The following is a 16883-nucleotide window of genomic DNA, read 5'->3' as shown; positions in this document are numbered from 1 at the left end:
GCCTTGCCGGCCCCCACCACCACGGTGCGCCCCTTCGGCGGGGCCGGCAGGTGCGGCGGCACGCAGACCGCCGGCAGCGCCGCATCCACCGCGGCCCGGAACATGGCTTCCAGCAGGTGCCGGGGGGTTTCCATGGGTGTCTCCGTTCGCTTCGATGGCCCTCCCCCGCCTCCGGGCGGGGGAGGAGGTTGGCGCCGGGTGGCTACTCCGCCGCCGGGGTGCCGCCGATCTCGAAGTTGGCCAGCGTCTCCAGGGCGCGGACCATGGCGGAGTGGTCCCAGGCCTTGCCGCCGCGGGCGGCGCAGGCGTTGAACAGCTCCTGCGCCGTCGCCGTGTTGGGTAGGGCAACGCCCAGCGCGCGGGCGGTCGCCAGCGCCAGGTTCAGGTCCTTCTGGTGCAGCTCGATGCGGAATCCGGGATCGAAGGTGCGCTTGACCATGCGCTCCCCGTGCACCTCCAGGATGCGGGAGTTGGCGAAGCCCCCCATCAGCGCCTGGCGCACCCTGGCCGGGTCGGCGCCGGCACGGGCGGCCAGCAGCAGGGCCTCGCCCACCGCCTCGATGGTCAGGGCGACGATGATCTGGTTGGCGACCTTGGTGGTCTGGCCGTCGCCGTTGCCGCCGACGAGCGTGATGTTCTTGCCCATCAGCTCGAACAGCGGCTTCACCGTGGCGAAGGCGGCGTCCGGGCCGCCGACCATGATGGTCAGCGACGCCGCTTTGGCACCGACCTCGCCGCCCGACACCGGGGCGTCCAGGTAGTCGCAGCCCAGCGCGTTGATGCGCGTCGCGAAGCCCTTGGTGGCGACCGGCGAGATGGAGGACATGTCCACCACGATCTTGCCCGCCGACAGCCCCTCGGCGACACCGTCGGCGCCGAACAGCACCGCCTCCACGTCCGGGGTGTCGGGGACCATGATGAACACGATCTCCGCCTGCTCCGCGACCGCCCGGGCCGAGGCGCAGACGGTGGCGCCGCCGGCGGTGAGGGCGTCGGGAACGGTGCCGATGGTGTGGACGAACAGGGTGTGCCCGCCCGCCTGCAGGTGCCCCGCCATGGGCGCGCCCATGATGCCCAGGCCGATGAAGCCGATCTTGCTCATGTCTCGTCCTTTCCGATGGGTCCGTGTGTGGTCAGCGCACCAGGCAGGGGCGCTTGTTGTCGAAGGTCCAGCCGGGGATGATGTGCTGCATGGCCACGGCGTCGTCGCGCGCCCCGAGGCCGTGCGCCTTGTAGAGTTCGTGCGCCCGCTCCAGCGCGTCCATGTCGACGGTGATGCCCAGGCCCGGTGCCGTCGGCACCGCCACCGTGCCGTTCACGATGCGCAGCGGTTCCTTCGTCAGGTGCTGGCCGTCCTGCCAGATCCAGTGGGTGTCGATGGCGGTGATGCGTCCGGGTGCGGCGGCGGCCACATGGGTGAACATGGCCAGCGAGATGTCGAAATGGTTGTTGGAGTGGGACCCCCACGTCAGCCCCCAGGCGTCGCACATCTGCGCCACGCGCACCGATCCCTGCATGGTCCAGAAATGCGGGTCGGCCAGGGGGATGTCCACGGACCGGAGCTGGATGGCATGGCCCATCTGGCGCCAGTCCGTGGCGATCATGTTGGTGGCCGTCGGCAGACCGGTGGCGCGGCGGAACTCCGCCATCACCTCGCGCCCCGAATAGCCCTGCTCGGCCCCGCAGGGGTCCTCCGCGTAGGCCAGCACGTCACCCCGGCCCTTGCACAGCCGCACCGCCTCGTCCAGCGACCACGCCCCGTTGGGGTCCAGCGTGATGCGGGCGTCGGGGAAGCGGCGGGCGAGCGCGGTGACCGCCTCCATCTCCCGCTCACCCTCAAGCACCCCGCCCTTCAGCTTGAAGTCGTTGAAGCCGTAGCGGGCGTGCGCCGCCTCGGCCAGGCGCACCACCGCGTCGGGCGTCAGCGCCGCCTCGTCGCGCAGGCGCAGCCAGTCGTCGTCGGCGTCGGTCGCGGCCCGGTAGGGCAGGTCCGTCTTCGTGCGGTCGCCGATGAAGAAGAGATAGCCCAGCATCTCCACCGTGTCGCGCTGCTGCCCGTCGCCCAGCAGCGCCGCCACCGGCACTCCCAGCGCCTGCCCCAGCAGGTCGAGCAGCGCCGCTTCGATCGCCGTCACCACGTGGATGGTGGTGCGCAGGTCGAAGGTCTGCAACCCGCGCCCGCCGGCGTCGCGGTCGGCGAAGCGCCGGCGCACCGCGTTCAGCACCGCGTTCCATTCCCCGACCGTGCGGCCCACCACCAGGGGGCGCGCCTCCTCCAGCGTGCGGCGGATCGCTTCGCCGCCGGGCACCTCACCCACCCCGGTGTGGCCGGCGCTGTCGCGCAGGACCACGACATTGCGGGTGAAGAAGGGCGCATGCGCGCCGCTGAGGTTGAGCAGCATGCTGTCGTGGCCGGCGACCGGGACGACCAGCATCTCGGTCACGGTGGGGGCACCCTGCGGGGCCTTGGTCGTTGGCTCGGACACGGTCCGGATCTCCCGTTTGCTGGATCGGCGGCGCACCCGCCGTGCAGTTATGTTAGCGCTGACATCCGTGACGATAGCGCGGCGAACAGTCCGAATCCAAGCCTTTTCTTCACGCGAGCGGCGCAGAAATCCGCGGATGAGGATCATCAACTCAGCTTCGGACGGGCCGCCTGCGGCATTCGCACGCATTCGCCGAAGAACGGTTGACAGCGCTGTCATTCTCGTGGCAGCCTCAATGATAGCGCTGTCAAACAGTCAGCGAATGCCCGACACCCATGGGAGGATTTCAGAAATGAACAGCATGCTCACGACGCTCGGCGCCGGCGCGCTGGGCCTCGCGCTGGCCACCGCGCCGGTCGCGGCGACGGCCCAGCCGATCAGCGGCAATCTGCGGGTCGTCGTCGGCTCGACCTCCACCGGCGGCGACACCTACCAGAACGCCAGCATCGTCGCCGAGGCCCTGGGGCAGAAGCTGGGCGTCAACGTCAAGGTGGATCCGGTCGGCGCCACCGAGGCGTTCAAGGCCATCACGCGCGACACCCGCGGCAACACGGTGATGATCTTCCACGACCAGTCGTATCTGGGGAACCTCTACGGCGTGCGCGGCTACGACGACATCTTCGAGACGTACCGGATCGGCCCGACCGTGGCGATCAACCCCGGCAACGCCTATCTCGTGCCCAAGAAGTCCCCCTACCAAACCATCGAGGACGTCATCGCCGCCGCCGGCGAGGGCAAGCGCGTCCGCGTCGCCATCGAGCCCGGCGGTGTGTCCGAAATCGGCTTCAGCGCCCTGAAGAACGCGGTGCGCGCCAAGCATCCGGGGTCCGAGGGCAACGTCGTCGCCATCAACACGGGGTCGCAGGCGGACAAGAACCAGCTCCTGTTCGACGGGCAGGCGGACGTGATCCACGGCTCGGTCCAGGCGAACGAGCAGTACACCCGCCTGCCGGAGACCGACCAGAAGGCCATGCGCTTCGTCTGGCTGACATCGAGCCGCGACGTCATCAACCAGGCCAATCCTGAAGGCATCGGCGAGACCGGCCGTGACGACATGCTGAAGTACGTGGAGCCGAACACCGTTGTCCCGCGCGCCGACGGCCAGCCCTTCGTCTTCGACAAGGACTTCTTCTTCATCTACAACGCGAAGATGAGCGACGAGGCGGTTGCCGCCATCGATCAGGCGCTGGCCGGGATCTACGCCGACGGCAAGATCCAGACGACCCAGAAGAACGCCTTCTTCATCCCCAACTTCAAGCCCTCGGGCGAGGCGCACGCCTACCTGCAGGAGAAGCGCGACCAGTACCGGCAGATCATCGAGGCGATCCGCCAGTAGACCATCCGGCCTTCCCCGCCGCCGGCGGGGGAGGCCCGTCCTTCACAACAGGGGAACGCGATCATGGACGGCGGCCTCTCCTCGCTCCTCGCCGTGTCGGTGGACTTCAGCGAGTCCCACCTGTTCTTCCCGAGGATCGTCTTCGCGGTGCTGGTGGTGCTCTTCCTGGCGGTGCTGGTCACCAAACGGCGGGAAATCGCCGCGTCGGCCGGACGCCTGCGGCAGGAGGTGCGCGACACCGACCGGATGCGGCTGCTGGGCACCATCGGGTTGACCGTCGCCTATTTCCTGACCATGCCCGTGGTCGGGGACGTCTACCCGCACAGCGGGCTGGGATTCTACCTGACGTCCATCCCGTACCTGTTCCTTCTGTCGCTGCTGTACCTGCACGTCCGGCGCGGCCGGCCGCTCCTGATCGCCGCCGTCAACGCCGTCGTGGCGCCCAGCGTCGCCTGGTACGTGCTCGCCCGCCTCTTCAATCTCAGCCTGCCCTAGATCAATCCGATGGAGCGGCCCCGGGTTTTCTGGAAACCCGGGCCGCTCCGGGCGCCGGGGAGTACCCGCCATGGAATTCCTGTCCCTACTGACGCCGCAGTTCTTCGTCCTGGTCGCCGGCGGCACCATGGTCGGCATCCTGTTCGGGGCGATTCCCGGAATGACCGCCACCATGGCGGTGGCCGTGTGCCTGCCGCTCACCTATTCGCTGGGGCTGGTCGACGGGCTGGCGCTGCTGCTGGGCCTGTACGTCGGCGGCATTTCCGGCGGCCTGGTGCCGGCCATCCTGCTGAACATCCCCGGCACGCCCTCGTCGATCACCACCACCTTCGACGGCTACCCCATGACGCAGAAGGGCGAGGGGGAGCGGGCGCTGAAGCTGGCCATCTACGCCTCGCTGTTCGGCGGCCTGTTCAGCCTGGCGGTGCTCTACCTCTTCGCGCCGGCGCTGGCCGATTTCGCCATCAAGTTCTCCTACATCGAGAAGTTCCTGATCATCCTGCTGGCGCTGACGGTCATGGCCGCCCTGTCGAGCAGCCTGATCGTCGGGATCTTCAGCGGCGTGCTCGGCATCTTCATCAGCCTGGTCGGCACCTATCCCACCTCGGTCGGCGGCAACGGCGAGGTGCGGCTGATGCCCGAGGCGCTGATCCCCTATCTGGAAAGCGGCTTCGCTCTGCTGCCGGTGCTGATCGGCGTCTTCGGCGTCGCCGCCATCCTGGCCGAGGCCGCGCAGGGCGTGCGCGAGGAAACCGCCGCCGATCGCCTGCGCCTCACCACGGGCAAGCCGTTTTCCCTGTCGCTGTTCCGCGGCCAGGGGGTGAACCTGGTGCGTTCCGCCTCCATCGGGACCTTCGTCGGCATCCTGCCGGGGGTCGGCGGCAGCGCCGCGTCGGTGCTGTCCTACAGCCAGGAAAAGAACTTCTCGCGCAACCCGGAACAGTTCGGCAAGGGCGCTCCGGCCGGCGTCATCGCCTCGGAATCGGCCAACAACGGGCTGACCGGCGGCGCGCTGGTGCCGCTGCTGTCGCTGGGCATTCCCGGCGACAGCACCACGGCCATCCTCATCGGCGCCTTCGCCCTGCAGGGCATCCAGGTCGGGCCGCTGTTCATCGGCGAGAACCCGCAGATCTGGAACTCCATGATCGTCGCGCTGCTGGCCGCCAACGCCGTCATGTTCCTGATGATGTACTTTGCCATCCGCCACCTCGCGCGGCTGGTGCTGATCCCCAAATACGTGCTCTACCCCATCATCCTGATGATGTCGGTGGTCGGTGCCTACACCATCAACTACGGCATCATGTTCGACGTGTGGACGCTGCTGCTGTTCGGCGTGCTGGCCTTCGTCGGGCAGAAGCTGGGGCTGGAGGTGGCACCCTTCATCATCGGCTTCATCCTGGGGCCGGCGGCGGAGATCTACTTCGTGAAGAGCATCGAGTCGTTCGGGACGCTCACCATCTTCTTCACCAAGAGCCCCATCGCCATGGTGCTGTGGGTGCTGATCGCCCTGTCGGTGGGACTGTCCATCTACCTGGCGCGCCGTGCCGCCGGACGCGGGCCCGACGATCCCGCGGCGGAGCGCGGCGCCTGAACGCCCCTGCCGGCCGGCCCCCGGATTTTGCTTGATCGCGCGCCGGGGGCCGGGGCTTTCTTCCAGCCGCCCCAGCCCCGGAGCACGGACCCCCGATGACGGATGAGACGCTGAAGGACGCACGACCGGCGGGCCGCCGCGGCTCGGAAGCGGTGACCATGGAGGAGGTGGCGCGGGTGGCCGGCGTCTCCACCATCACCGTCTCGCGCGCCATCAGCGCCCCGCACAAGCTGTCGGCGGCGACGCTGGACAAGGTGAACCGGGCCATCGAGCGCACCGGCTACGTCCCCAACCTGGTGGCGGGCGCACTGGCGTCCAGCCGCAGCCGGCTGGTGGCGGCGGCGGTGCCGCTGATCAGCAACCCCGTCTACGCCGAGACGATCCACGGCTTCATCGCCCCGGTGAAGGAGGCCGGCTATCAGGTCCTGTTCGGCGAATCCGGCTACACCGAATCCGAGGAGGAGGCGCTGATCGCCGCGGTGCTGAGCCGGCGGCCGGACGGCATCCTGCTGACCGGGGTGCGCCACAGCGCCCGCTGCCGGCGCATGCTGCTGTCGGCGGCCGTGCCGGTGGTGGAGATCTGGGACCTGACGCAGACGCCCGTCGACGTGGTGGTGGGATTCTCCCACGAAGCGGTGGGCGAGACGGTGGCGGCCTTCGCGGCGGAGCATGGCTACCGCGCCTTCGGCGTCGTCTCGGTGGACGACGAGCGCGCCATGGTCCGCAAGGCCAGCTTCGCCCGGGCGCTGGCGCGCCGCGGCCTCGGCCCGCTGCACGACGCCACCTTTCCCGGCCCGGCCAGCCTGCAGCTCGGCCGCGACGGGCTGTCGGCCCTCATCCGCGACGGCTTCGCCGACGGGGTGGTGTTCTGCAGCTCCGACGTGCTGGCCCAGGGCGTGCTGACCGAGGCGCTGGCGCGCGGCCTGACCATACCCGGACAGGTGTCGGTCATCGGCTTCGGCGATCAGAGCTTCGCGCGCGCCACCTTCCCGGCGCTGACCACGGTGCACATCGACCGCGCCTCCATGGGCCGCTGCGCGGCGCGCAAGCTCCTGGACCGCATCCGCGGCGCCGCGGTGCCCGACCGGGTGGTCGATGTGGGCTTCGCCATCGTCGAGCGGGAGAGCACGCGGCGGCGCTAGCAGCGCCATCCGCCGCCCGTTGCCCGCCCGATCAGCGGCCGGCGCGCAGCCAGCCCTTCTTCTGGCCGAGGAACCAGCCGTAGAACGGCCATTCCGTCTGGGCGTGGTCGGGGCCCAGGCGGCGGAAGCGGTCCAGCGTCTCCGGGCCGGGCGGGCCGGCGGTCTCGAACTCGGCCAGCAGGGCGGCGCGCTCCGCCTCGTCCAGGGCGGCGAAGCGGGCGCGCAGGGCGGCCACCGCCATCTTGTGGTCGCCCGCGCTCTCCGCTCCGGCGACGGGGACGGCGCTGCCGGCGATGGCGGCCACCGCCTCCATCTCGTCGCTGTTGGCGTAGTCGTCGCGCAGGGCCGCCTTCATGTAGGGCTTGCCCAGCTTGCGGGTGCCGCGGCCGCGCTGGGAGCGCACATACTCGATGTTGGCGTGCAGGCGACGCGCGTCGTGGTCGGACACCGCCTTGGCGGCCTCCGCCTCGGTGAAGCCGAACTCCTGCTGCAGCGTCTCGAAATAGCCGCGCTTGCCCTCCTCCACCTCGGCGCCGGAGGTGGCGGCGCGCGCCGCGAACTCGCCCGGCGTGCTGGTGCCCTTCAGGCAGCTGCGCACGTAGGCGTTCTTGTTCTGCGGCTTGTAGCCCGCCTTGAAGTCGGCCTCGCACAGGCGGATGACCTCCTCCACCCGCGCCAGCCCGATCTTCTCGATGTACTCCACCGCCGCCGCCTTGTTGATGTTGTAGCTGGACAGGCGGCGGACCACGTGGCCGCGCTCGGCGTCGTTGCGCTTCTCCAGCATGGCCTGGCGGAACAGCTCCGGCAGGGTGTGGGCGTCGAGGGCGAGGGAGAACTGGAACTCCCGCTTGCGCGTCACCGTGAACTCGATGCCGTAGGCGGCGCGGTTCTGGCGCAGCGTCTTGGTGGCGACCTGGATGTCGGAGGCCTGGGAGATCTCGTCCACTGCCGGCTTGAGGACGTAGCGGTTGAGGTCGGCGAAGACGGGATAGCGGTCGGGACCGACGCCCAGCAGGATGCGCAGGTCGGCGACCCGGATGATCTCCGACGGCGACGGCTTGTCGGGGTTGCGCTGGAGCGTGCGCTGCAGCACCTCGTAGAGCTTCTGGCTGTACTGGAAGGCGAAGGCGCGCTGGGTCACCAGGTTGATGTTGGTGACCAGCCGCTTTTCCCGCATGATCTGGTGGATGCGCGGGTTCAGGCGGTACTTGATGAAGCCGCGCTCGGGCACCATGCCGTCCTTGGAGCGCACGCGGTAGGCGTACTCGCTGAGGAAGGTGGTGGCGGTGACCGTCATCTCCCCCTCCGGGTCCACGTCGGCCTCGGCCTCCGCCTCGCCGTCGCCGCCCTCCCCGTCCGGCTCCGGATCCCGCTCGCCCGGCCACACCAGCTTGCCCCAGGTGATCTTGGTCAGCAGCAGCTCGTCCAGCACCCGCTCCAGGAACTGGGTGTTGTGGGAGTTCTCCGCCCCCAGCAGCAGGCGCACGTCGCGCACGGGGATGCGGCGGACCGTGTTCTCCTCGCTGGGATTGAGCTGTTCGTTCAGCAGGATGGCGTTGACCAGGTAGGCGGCCGCCATGGAGACGTAGTTGGGGCTGTTGATCAGGTCGTCGGGCTTGCCCAGCTCGATCCGGCTGATCTCCGTCTTCATGTCGCTGCCGCCCCTCGTTGCCCGCCGGCCGTACGCACCCCGGCCGCCCGTATTGTCCGGCCGGGAGGGCATGAGTCAAGGCCTAACCATGGAATCGCGATTCCACCTTTTGAATCGCGAGTCGCCGCGGCCACCTGCACGCCGGGGTGGGCGAACCATGGAAGACGGTGGGAAAGGGAGGGGACGGGACGCCCCGTCAAACATGGAAAGCGGTGGGAATGCGACTCCGAGTCCCGGCCCCCGCCCGGACTCCCGCAGGGGCCGGACTCTCGGCGTGGATTCAAGGATTTGTGCGCGTTTCACGACGTTTCACGGCGGCTTCGGCCGGTTCGCCCGGGGCCGGCGGAGGGGACGGCGCTTCCCACGGGTTTCCATGCTTGGCGGGCCTTCCCACCGCTTTCCACATTTGCCCGGCGCCGCCCGCCGTCCCGTTCCCACCGGCTTCCATATTTGGCGCGGGCGGTGACGCCCGCCCCCTCCGCGGGAGACTCTCGACACCGCCGGGGGCAACGCTTTTTCCCACAGGCTTCCATATTTGGCCCCGGGAGCGGTGGTGCGGACGGTATTCCCACGGGCTTCCACCCGTCCGTCCCACCGCTTTCCATGTTTCGCCCCGTGTCCCACCGGCTTCCAGAATCCATTCCCAATGGTTTCCACCGCAGGATCGGGCGTTTTCCCAGAGGTTTCCAGCTTTGCCCGGACCGCTTTCCCATGGGGCTCCATTCTACGGGCCCCCGTTCCCACGGGCTTCCACCGCCCGCCGGCCGGTATCCAGGATTCTCAACGGCTTGGCCGGCCGTATCCGGTCTCCCTGAGAGAATATGGTCAGATTGAATCCAGAGTCATATACTTCTCACTCCGCGGCGGTTTCCGGCACCGGGGCCAGCTCGATGCCCACGGGAACTGCGGGCATGGGCACGAAACCCTCCTTCAGCTCCACCGGTGGCGCGGTGCGCCGGGTGATGCGGTAGACGCCCCAACAGGCCATGGCCACCTGCGCGGTGATGATCACGTAGGGCAGCCCCTTGGGCCCCAGCGACGCCATGGCCGCTCCGGCCGCCAGCGGTCCCAGCGCGGCGCCGGCGCCCTGCACGATCAGCAGCCCGCTCGATGCGGCCACGAACTCGCCGGGGGACACCATGTCGTTGACGTGGGCGATCACCAGGCTGTATGTGGGGACGATCAGGCCACCGACCAGGAAGACCAGCCCGTACACCATCCACGGCGTCACCCGGTCGGCGGTCAGCAGCGTGGCGAAGACCTGAGTGGCGGCGGCGGCGGCAGCGATGCCCACCACCAGCGTGCGGCGGTCCATGCGGTCGGACAGCCAGCCGAACGGCCACATCAGGACGAAGCCGCCGAGCATGGTGGCCGCCATGAACAGGGCGACGCCCGCCTGGTCGAGGCCGATCCCTCGGGCGAACAGGGGCGCCAGCCCGAAGAAGGCGCCGGTGCTGATGCCGCACAGGAAGGCGGCGGCGACGCCGAAGGGCGACTGGCGGTAGAGGCGCGGCAGGTCGATGGAGGCCATGGGCGCGTCACCGCCGGGTGCGGTGGCCAGCGACAGGGCCACCGGCACCAGGGCCAGCGACACCAGAACCGAGGCGACGCAGAACAGCACGAAGCCCGCGGGATCGGCCAGCGGCAGCAGGAGCTGGCCGACCAGACCCGCTCCCAGCCCGGCCATGCCGTAGACGCCGATCAACCGCCCGCGCATGTCGGACGTGGCGGTGCCGTTCAGCCAGCTTTCCACCACGATGAACAGCCCGGCCAGGCAGAAGCCGGTCAGCGCCCGGAACAGCACCCAGGCGCGGGGATCGACGATCAGGACGTGCAGCAGGGCCGCCGCCGAGGCCAGCGAGGCCAGGGCGGCGAAGGTGCGGGTGTGGCCGACGCGGGCGATCAGCACGCCGGCGCGCAGCGATCCGGCCACCAGCCCGGCGGAGAAGGCGGTGCCGATCAACCCGATCTGGATGGGGGAGAACCCCTCGATGTCGGCGCGCACCACCAGCAGCGTGGTCTGCAGGGTGTTGCCCACCTGCAGCACGGCGTAGCCGGACAGCAGCGCCAGGACGGTCAGGAGCGTGGAGCCGAAGGGGGATGGCAAGGGGAACCTCGCGGTGGGTGGCGGGGAGTGCCTGTCTGGAACAGACTCCCCCGCCACCCTGTCGCGTCTCCTATCCGTACACCAATCGCGGCAGCCACAGCACGATCTGCGGGAACAGCACGCAGGCCAGCAGGCCCGTCGCCTGGATCGCCAGGAACGGCAGGGACGAGCGGAAGATGGTGGCGGTGCTGATCGACGCGGGCGCCACGCCGCGCATGTAGAACAGGGCATAGCCGAAGGGCGGACTGAGGAACGCCATCTGCATGTTGACGAGGTAGAGCACGCCGAACCACAGCGCCACGTCGCCCGACTCGATGCCCGGCAGGCCGAACAGGCCGGGGAAGGAGAAGCGGGTGATGATGGGAATGAAGATCGGCACCGCCAGCAGCAGGATGCCGACCCAGTCCAGGAACATGCCCAGGAAGAACAGGATCAGCATCATCAGCGCCAGCACCCCGTAGGCATCCAGCCCGGTGCCGAGGATGAGGTTGGCGACGAACTCCTGCCCGCCGCGCAGGATGTAGAAGCCGACGAAGATGGTGGCGCCGAAGATGATCCACAGCACCATGGCCGACGCCTTGGCGGTGCCGATGCACGCCTCCTTGATCGAGCGCAGGGACAGCCGGCCGTGCAGCGCCGCCACCACCATGGCCCCGAAGCTGCCGATGGCCGCGGCTTCCACCGGCGTCGCGGCGCCGGTGAAGATCACCCCCAGCACCAGCACGATCAGCACCACCGGTGCCGCCATGCGGCGCAGCAGCAGCAGCTTGCCGGCCAGGTTCACCCGCTCCGCCGGCGGCAGGGACGGGCCGATCTTCGGGTTCAGCCAGGCGCGTACACCCACGTACGTGACGTACAGGCCCGACAGCAGCAGGCCGGGGAGGATGGAGCCGATGTACAGCTCACCCACCGACTGCTGGGCCACCACGGCGTAGATGATCGCCAGGATGGAGGGCGGGATCAGGATGCCCAGCGTGCCGCCGGCCATGATGGCGCCCAGCGCCACCTCCGGGTCGTAGGCGCGCTTCAGCATGGCCGGCAGGGCGATGATGCCCATGGTGACCACGGCGGCGCCGATCACCCCCACCATGGCCGCCAGGATGGTCGAGGCGATGATGGTGGCGATGGCCAGCCCGCCGCGCACGCCGCCCATCCACTGGTAGAGCACGTCGAACATCTCGTCGATCAGCCCGGCGCGCTCCAGCATGCTGGCCATGAAGATGAACAGCGGGATGGCCGAGAGCTGGTAGTCGGTCATCAGCGGGAAGATGCGTGTCGGGATGATGTTCAGCATGAACTGATCGCCGACGAGATAAATGAAGATGACGCCGAGCGATCCGGTGACGAACACCAGCGGCATGCCGGCGAACAGCAGCACCAGCAGCGACCCGAACATCAGCACCGACAGCCAGCCGATGGAGATCTCCGACAGGGTGCCCTGGAGCGTGAAGAGCAGCGGCGGGTCGGTGTAGGGATCGACGAAGGCGATGTTCATCACCTCCACCAGGATGATGAAGGCGAGCGTGGCGGTGACCAGCAGCACCGCCCGGCCGCGCCCGGTGCGCGGCAACAGGCCGCCGGGGCGACGGCTGCCCTCCGCGGCGAGGCTAGCCATGGGCGCCTCCCGTCCCTTCCATGGTGAAGATCCGGACGTCCTTGACGAAGCGGCTGATGCCCTGGATCAGCAGCAGCACGCCGCCCAGCACCAGCGAGAACTTGACCGGCCAGTAGGCGATGCCCCACTCGGTGAAGGACACCTCGTCGGAGTAGCCGGTGGCCCAGAACCAGGTGTTTTGGCTCATCGAGCTGGAGAAGAAGGTCCACGCCGTCCAGATGAAGGCCAGCGCGAAGATCAGGAAGAAGAAGTGGGTGATGATGTCGATCGCCGCCTGGCCGCGCGGCGTCGCCCTGGCGTAGAACAGGTCGACGCGGACATGGGCGTCGTGCAGGTAGGCGTAGGCGCCGGCCAGCACGTACTGCATGCCGAACATCAGGAACATGGACTCGTGCGCCCAGTTGGTCGGCATGCGCAGGAAATAGCGGGACACCACCTCGAAGAAATAGACCAGGACGGCGATCACCGTCCAATAGGCGACGAAGACGCCGGTGAACTGCGACAGCGCGTCGGCGAAGCGCGTGAAGCGGTTGCCCGGCAGGGAGGCGAGGATGCGGCTCTTGGCGCCGGCGGTCTCGTCCAGGTCGGCGGCGGTGACGCCGTCGCCGGTGCCGTGGCCGGTGCCGGGCCGCCGTTCCCGCCAGCCGGCGAACAGCATGTAGACGAGCGGAAAGAGCAGCAGCGCACCCCAGTACAGCCAGTGGGGCAGCACGAAACCGTGGGTCACGTTCATCGGCGGGTTCCGTCGGTGGGCGGGCGGGCGCACGGGACGGGACCGCGGGCCGCCGCCGGGGCCGCCCGCGATCCCGCCGTCCGGGCGACGGGGGTCAGAGCTTCAGCTCATGCCCCTTGATGTCTTCCGGCGTGATGTACGCCACCGACGGATCCTGCATGACGTCGAGGTGCAGCTTGAACAGGCGCGCCGCATCCTTGTCCTTGTTGGCCCATTCGAACCATTTCGGGATGGCGATCTTGCGGAAGCGGGCGGCGTCCTCTTCCGACAAACGGGTGACGGTGGTGCCGGCCTTGGTGTACTTGCCCCAGGCCTCGCGGTTGGCCGCCTGGATGGCGCCGTAGTGGAGCGAGGAGTAGGCGGCGACGAGCTGCGGCAGCAGCTCCTTCATGCGCGGCGACAGGCTCTGCCACACCCGCAGGGACAGCGAGAAGTCCATGAGGTCGACGGGTTGGTGCAGGCAGGGCGTCGAGGGCGGGCCCATGACGATGTAGTTGGTGACCTGCTGGAAGCCCAGGTCGAAATTGACCGCCGGGCCGGTGTAGTCCGCCGCCTCGATGGTGCCGCGCTCCAGCGCCGGATAGACCTCCGACCCCGGCAGCAGGGTGGTGCGGGCGCCGATGGCGGCGAAGCAGTCGGCGACGATGCCGCCGGGCACGCGCAGCAGCAGCCCGTTGAAATCGTCCAGCGAGTTGATCGGCTTCTTGGAGTGGATGAGGTTCAGGTCGTGGTGCACATGGCCCACGAAGTACATGCCCTGCTTCTGGTACAGCTCGCGCGCCAGTTCGTTGCCGCCGAAGGCGTTGAACAGCATGTCCCAGTGGTGCGGGTGGTTGGGGCCCATGGGATAGGACGACAGGAAGACGCCGGCGGGCATGCGCCCGGCCCAGTAGACGGTGAACAGATTCATGCCGTCGAGCACGCCGTTGCGCACCGCGTCCATGAGCTGGAAGTCGCCGGACACCGCGCCGGCCGGAAAGGTCTTCACCGACAGCTCGCCGCCCGTCAGCTCCGGCACCGTGGTCGCCCACCGCTCGAAGATCCGGTAGCCGCCGGTGCCCGGCGGCCAGGAGGACTGGATGCGCAGCGTCCGGCCCTGCGCCTGGGCGTTGGCGACGTGCGGCGCGGCGACGGTACCGGCGGCGGCGGCGACGGCCACGCCGGCGGCCCCGCCGCCCAGACCCTTCAGGAACTTCCGGCGGGCCTCGACGACGCCTTCGACGGACACGCGGTGGCGGTCACTGGTCTTGGTGGTCAATGGTTCCTCCCTCGTTTTTCGGACGTTCGGTCGTCCGGCCGTGGTCCCGGCAGTCGCTCTGCGTCACCCCTTCCGGGGCCGGACGCGGCCGGCATCGTGTGTGCCGGGAAAAAGACTAACACCTGATTGTTTGTTGTTCCACCGGTTTGGTCCTACCACTTTGCGCCGAGAGGGGGCTTTCACACGGGCACCCGGTGCGACATTGTGCACCGCCGAGCGGCAACGCGCGCATTGGGCTTGCCTCGATCTAATATATTAGTATGCTCAGCCTTGGTGGCGGCGGGTTTGCCGCAGGTGGTCCGCTCATCGCCGCGCCGTCCGGGCCCGGACGTCTCTCCCACCCGGGTCCGGCGGGACACCTGGCGGCGCCGGCCGCAGCCCCGACGGGGGCGCCGGCGCCGCCCTTTCTCCGGCATCCGGAAGTGGAGTTGATTCGGCATGAGCACCGGTACCCCCATCCGTCGTTTCCGGCAGACCAGGATCGTCGCGACCCTGGGACCGTCCTCCTCGTCCCGCGGGATGGTGCGGACGCTGGTGGAGGCGGGCGTGGATGTCTTCCGCCTCAACTTCAGCCACGGCAGCCATGACGACCACGGCGCGCGGGTCGCGGCGATCCGCGCGGTCGAGCAGGAGACCCGCCGTCCCATCGCCATCATGGCCGATTTGCAGGGACCCAAGCTGCGCCTCGGCCGATTCGCCGGGGGTGGCGCCTTGCTGGCGGCGGGGCAGCGCTTCCGTCTCGACCTGTCGGACGAACCCGGCGACGGGGTGCGCGCGGGCATGCCCCATCCCGAGATCTTCGCCGCCCTGGAACCCGGCGCCGAGCTGCTGCTCGACGACGGCCGGGTGCGCCTGCGGGTGGAGACGTGCAGCAGTGGCCACGCCGATACGGTGGTGGTGACCGGCGGCCGCCTGTCCGACCGCAAGGGCGTCAACGTGCCCGGCGTCGTCCTGCCGCTGTCGCCGCTGACCGGCAAGGACCGCGTCGACCTGGCCTTCGCCCTCGACCAGGGCGTCGACTGGGTTGCCCTGTCCTTCGTGCAGCGGCCGGAGGACGTGGCGGAGGCACGCCGCCTGATCGCCGGCCGCGCCGCCCTGATGTCGAAGCTGGAGAAGCCGCAGGCGATCGAGCACCTGACCCGCATCATCGAGCTGTCGGACGGCGTCATGGTCGCCCGCGGCGATCTCGGCGTCGAACTGCCGCCCGAGGACGTGCCCGCCATCCAGAAGCGCATCGTCCACGAGGCCCGCCAGGCGGGCAAGCCGGTGATCGTCGCCACCCAGATGCTGGAATCCATGGTCACCGCCCCGGCCCCGACGCGGGCGGAGGCGTCCGACGTGGCCACCGCGGTCTATGAGGGCGCCGACGCGGTCATGCTCTCCGCCGAGACGGCGTCGGGTGCCCACCCGGTGGAGGCGGTGTCGATCATGGACCGGATCGCCCGCCGGGTGGAGCAGGATCCGCTCTACCGCACGATCATGGACGCCCGGCACCCCGACCCGCAGGAGACCTCCTCCGACGCCATCACCGCGGCGGCCGGTCTGGTCGCCCGCACGGTGGGCGCCGCCGCCATCGTCACCCACACCACCTCCGGATCGACCACCCTGCGCGCCTCGCGGGAGCGGCCGGAGGTGCCCATCCTCTGCCTGGCACCGGGCATCGAGACGGCGCGCCGGCTGCAGCTCGCCTACGGCGTCCACAGCGTCCACGCGGAGGACGTCGGCACCTTCAACGAACTGGTGCTGAAGGCCGTCCGCCTGGCCGTGGACCACGGCCTGGCGCGCGAGGGGGAACGGATCGTCATCACCGCCGGCGTGCCCTTCGGCATCCCCGGCAACACCAACATCCTGCGCATCGCCTGGGTCGAACGCCCGTCCCGGGCGGCGCAGGCGGCCGATGCCCGGGCCGTCCCGGCACCGGCCTTCAGGGAAGGGTGAGATCATGGACACGCTGTTGAACGACCGCTTCGCCGACACCGCCGACACGGACACCGCACCGCCGCCGCCCTGGCGGGGCTTTGCCGGTGGTGCGTGGCAGCGCACGGTGGACGTGCGCGACTTCATCATCCGCAACGTCACGCCCTACGAGGGTGACGCGGCCTTCCTCGGCCACGCCACCGGCCGCACCCGCGCCCTGTGGGACGCGGTGGCGGAGCTGCTGAAGCGGGAGCGCGCGGCCACCGGCGGCGTGCTGGACGCCGACACGGAGACCATCTCCTCCATCACCGCCCACGCCCCCGGCTGGATCGACCCGGCGCTGGAGGTCATCGTCGGCTTGCAGACGGACAAGCCCCTGAAGCGCGCGATCATGCCCTTCGGCGGCTGGCGCATGGTGAAGAACGGTCTGGAAGCCTACGGCTTCACCCCCTCGCCCAAGCTGGAGGAGGTGTTCCCGACCCTGCGCAAGACCCACAACGACGGCGTCTTCGACGTCTACACCGAAGAGATGCTGCGCTGCCGCAAGTCGGG

13 protein-coding genes are annotated in these 16883 nt (G+C 69.4%); 6 read left to right on the top strand and 7 right to left on the bottom strand.

Annotated elements, in window-relative coordinates; all coding sequences use genetic code 11:
- Positions 1-202: 202 nt before the first annotated feature.
- Positions 203-1102 (bottom strand): 2-hydroxy-3-oxopropionate reductase, encoded by a 900-nt coding sequence (glxR, locus tag G472_RS0124540; RefSeq protein WP_029010492.1) that lies wholly within the window; start codon positions 1100-1102, stop codon positions 203-205.
- A 31-nt stretch (positions 1103-1133) separates the two neighbouring features.
- Positions 1134-2486 (bottom strand): glucarate dehydratase, encoded by a 1353-nt coding sequence (gene gudD, locus G472_RS0124535; protein WP_029010491.1) that lies wholly within the window; start codon positions 2484-2486, stop codon positions 1134-1136.
- 292 nt (positions 2487-2778) lie between these two features.
- Between gudD and G472_RS0124530 the strand changes: the two genes are divergently transcribed.
- From G472_RS0124530 to G472_RS0124515, 4 genes are all read left to right on the top strand, one after another.
- Positions 2779-3822: a type 2 periplasmic-binding domain-containing protein gene (locus G472_RS0124530; protein WP_029010490.1), complete on the top strand. Its 1044-nt coding sequence runs from the start codon at positions 2779-2781 to the stop codon at positions 3820-3822.
- Between the two features lie 63 nt (positions 3823-3885).
- Positions 3886-4317 (top strand): tripartite tricarboxylate transporter TctB family protein, encoded by a 432-nt coding sequence (locus tag G472_RS0124525; protein ID WP_029010489.1) that lies wholly within the window; start codon positions 3886-3888, stop codon positions 4315-4317.
- A 70-nt stretch (positions 4318-4387) separates the two neighbouring features.
- Complete coding sequence (locus tag G472_RS0124520; RefSeq protein ID WP_029010488.1) at positions 4388-5908, top strand: tripartite tricarboxylate transporter permease; 1521 nt, start codon at positions 4388-4390, stop codon at positions 5906-5908.
- Between the two features lie 95 nt (positions 5909-6003).
- Complete coding sequence (locus G472_RS0124515) at positions 6004-7050, top strand: LacI family DNA-binding transcriptional regulator (RefSeq protein WP_029010487.1); 1047 nt, start codon at positions 6004-6006, stop codon at positions 7048-7050.
- Between the two features lie 31 nt (positions 7051-7081).
- On the opposite strand, the gene G472_RS0124510 is transcribed toward G472_RS0124515, so the two are convergent.
- The 5 genes from G472_RS0124510 to dctP form a co-directional block, all read right to left on the bottom strand.
- Positions 7082-8701, bottom strand: coding sequence for a replication initiation protein (locus G472_RS0124510; RefSeq protein ID WP_029010486.1), 1620 nt, complete (start codon positions 8699-8701; stop codon positions 7082-7084).
- An 853-nt stretch (positions 8702-9554) separates the two neighbouring features.
- Entirely contained in the window at positions 9555-10808 is a 1254-nt protein-coding gene (locus G472_RS35440; protein ID WP_035693672.1) for an MFS transporter, read from the bottom strand.
- 70 nt (positions 10809-10878) lie between these two features.
- Entirely contained in the window at positions 10879-12423 is a 1545-nt protein-coding gene (locus tag G472_RS0124500) for a TRAP transporter large permease (protein ID WP_029010485.1), read from the bottom strand.
- A complete protein-coding gene (locus tag G472_RS0124495) occupies positions 12416-13156 on the bottom strand; it encodes a TRAP transporter small permease subunit (RefSeq protein WP_029010484.1) in 741 nt (246 codons plus the stop codon). The genes G472_RS0124500 and G472_RS0124495 overlap by 8 nt, the downstream gene beginning before the upstream one ends.
- A 94-nt stretch (positions 13157-13250) precedes the next feature.
- Complete coding sequence (gene dctP / locus G472_RS0124490) at positions 13251-14414, bottom strand: TRAP transporter substrate-binding protein DctP (protein WP_211100250.1); 1164 nt, start codon at positions 14412-14414, stop codon at positions 13251-13253.
- 438 nt (positions 14415-14852) lie between these two features.
- Between dctP and pyk the strand changes: the two genes are divergently transcribed.
- Positions 14853-16352 carry a pyruvate kinase gene (gene pyk, locus G472_RS0124485; RefSeq protein WP_029010482.1) on the top strand — a complete coding sequence of 500 codons (1500 nt, stop codon included), beginning with the start codon at positions 14853-14855 and terminating at the stop codon, positions 16350-16352.
- 4 nt (positions 16353-16356) lie between these two features.
- A partial coding sequence (locus G472_RS35435) for a pyruvate formate lyase family protein (RefSeq protein ID WP_035693670.1) occupies positions 16357-16883 on the top strand: 527 nt, incomplete at its 3' end.

The organism is Azospirillum halopraeferens DSM 3675, from assembly GCF_000429625.1.
Classification (GTDB): Bacteria; Pseudomonadota; Alphaproteobacteria; order Azospirillales; family Azospirillaceae; genus Azospirillum; species Azospirillum halopraeferens.
This window is presented reverse-complemented; position numbering and strand designations above follow the sequence as displayed.

Bases quoted from the DNA above. Each gene is read 5' to 3' on its own strand.
- glxR (WP_029010492.1), bottom strand. From the start codon at position 1,102: ATGAGCAAGATCGGCTTCATCGGCCTGGGCATCATGGGCGCGCCCATG.
- G472_RS0124530 (WP_029010490.1), top strand. From the start codon at position 2,779: ATGAACAGCATGCTCACGACGCTCGGCGCCGGCGCGCTGGGCCTCGCG.
- G472_RS0124525 (WP_029010489.1), top strand. From the start codon at position 3,886: ATGGACGGCGGCCTCTCCTCGCTCCTCGCCGTGTCGGTGGACTTCAGC.
- G472_RS0124520 (WP_029010488.1), top strand. From the start codon at position 4,388: ATGGAATTCCTGTCCCTACTGACGCCGCAGTTCTTCGTCCTGGTCGCC.
- G472_RS0124515 (WP_029010487.1), top strand. From the start codon at position 6,004: ATGACGGATGAGACGCTGAAGGACGCACGACCGGCGGGCCGCCGCGGC.
- G472_RS0124510 (WP_029010486.1), bottom strand. From the start codon at position 8,701: ATGAAGACGGAGATCAGCCGGATCGAGCTGGGCAAGCCCGACGACCTG.
- G472_RS0124500 (WP_029010485.1), bottom strand. From the start codon at position 12,423: ATGGCTAGCCTCGCCGCGGAGGGCAGCCGTCGCCCCGGCGGCCTGTTG.
- G472_RS0124495 (WP_029010484.1), bottom strand. From the start codon at position 13,156: ATGAACGTGACCCACGGTTTCGTGCTGCCCCACTGGCTGTACTGGGGT.
- pyk (WP_029010482.1), top strand. From the start codon at position 14,853: ATGAGCACCGGTACCCCCATCCGTCGTTTCCGGCAGACCAGGATCGTC.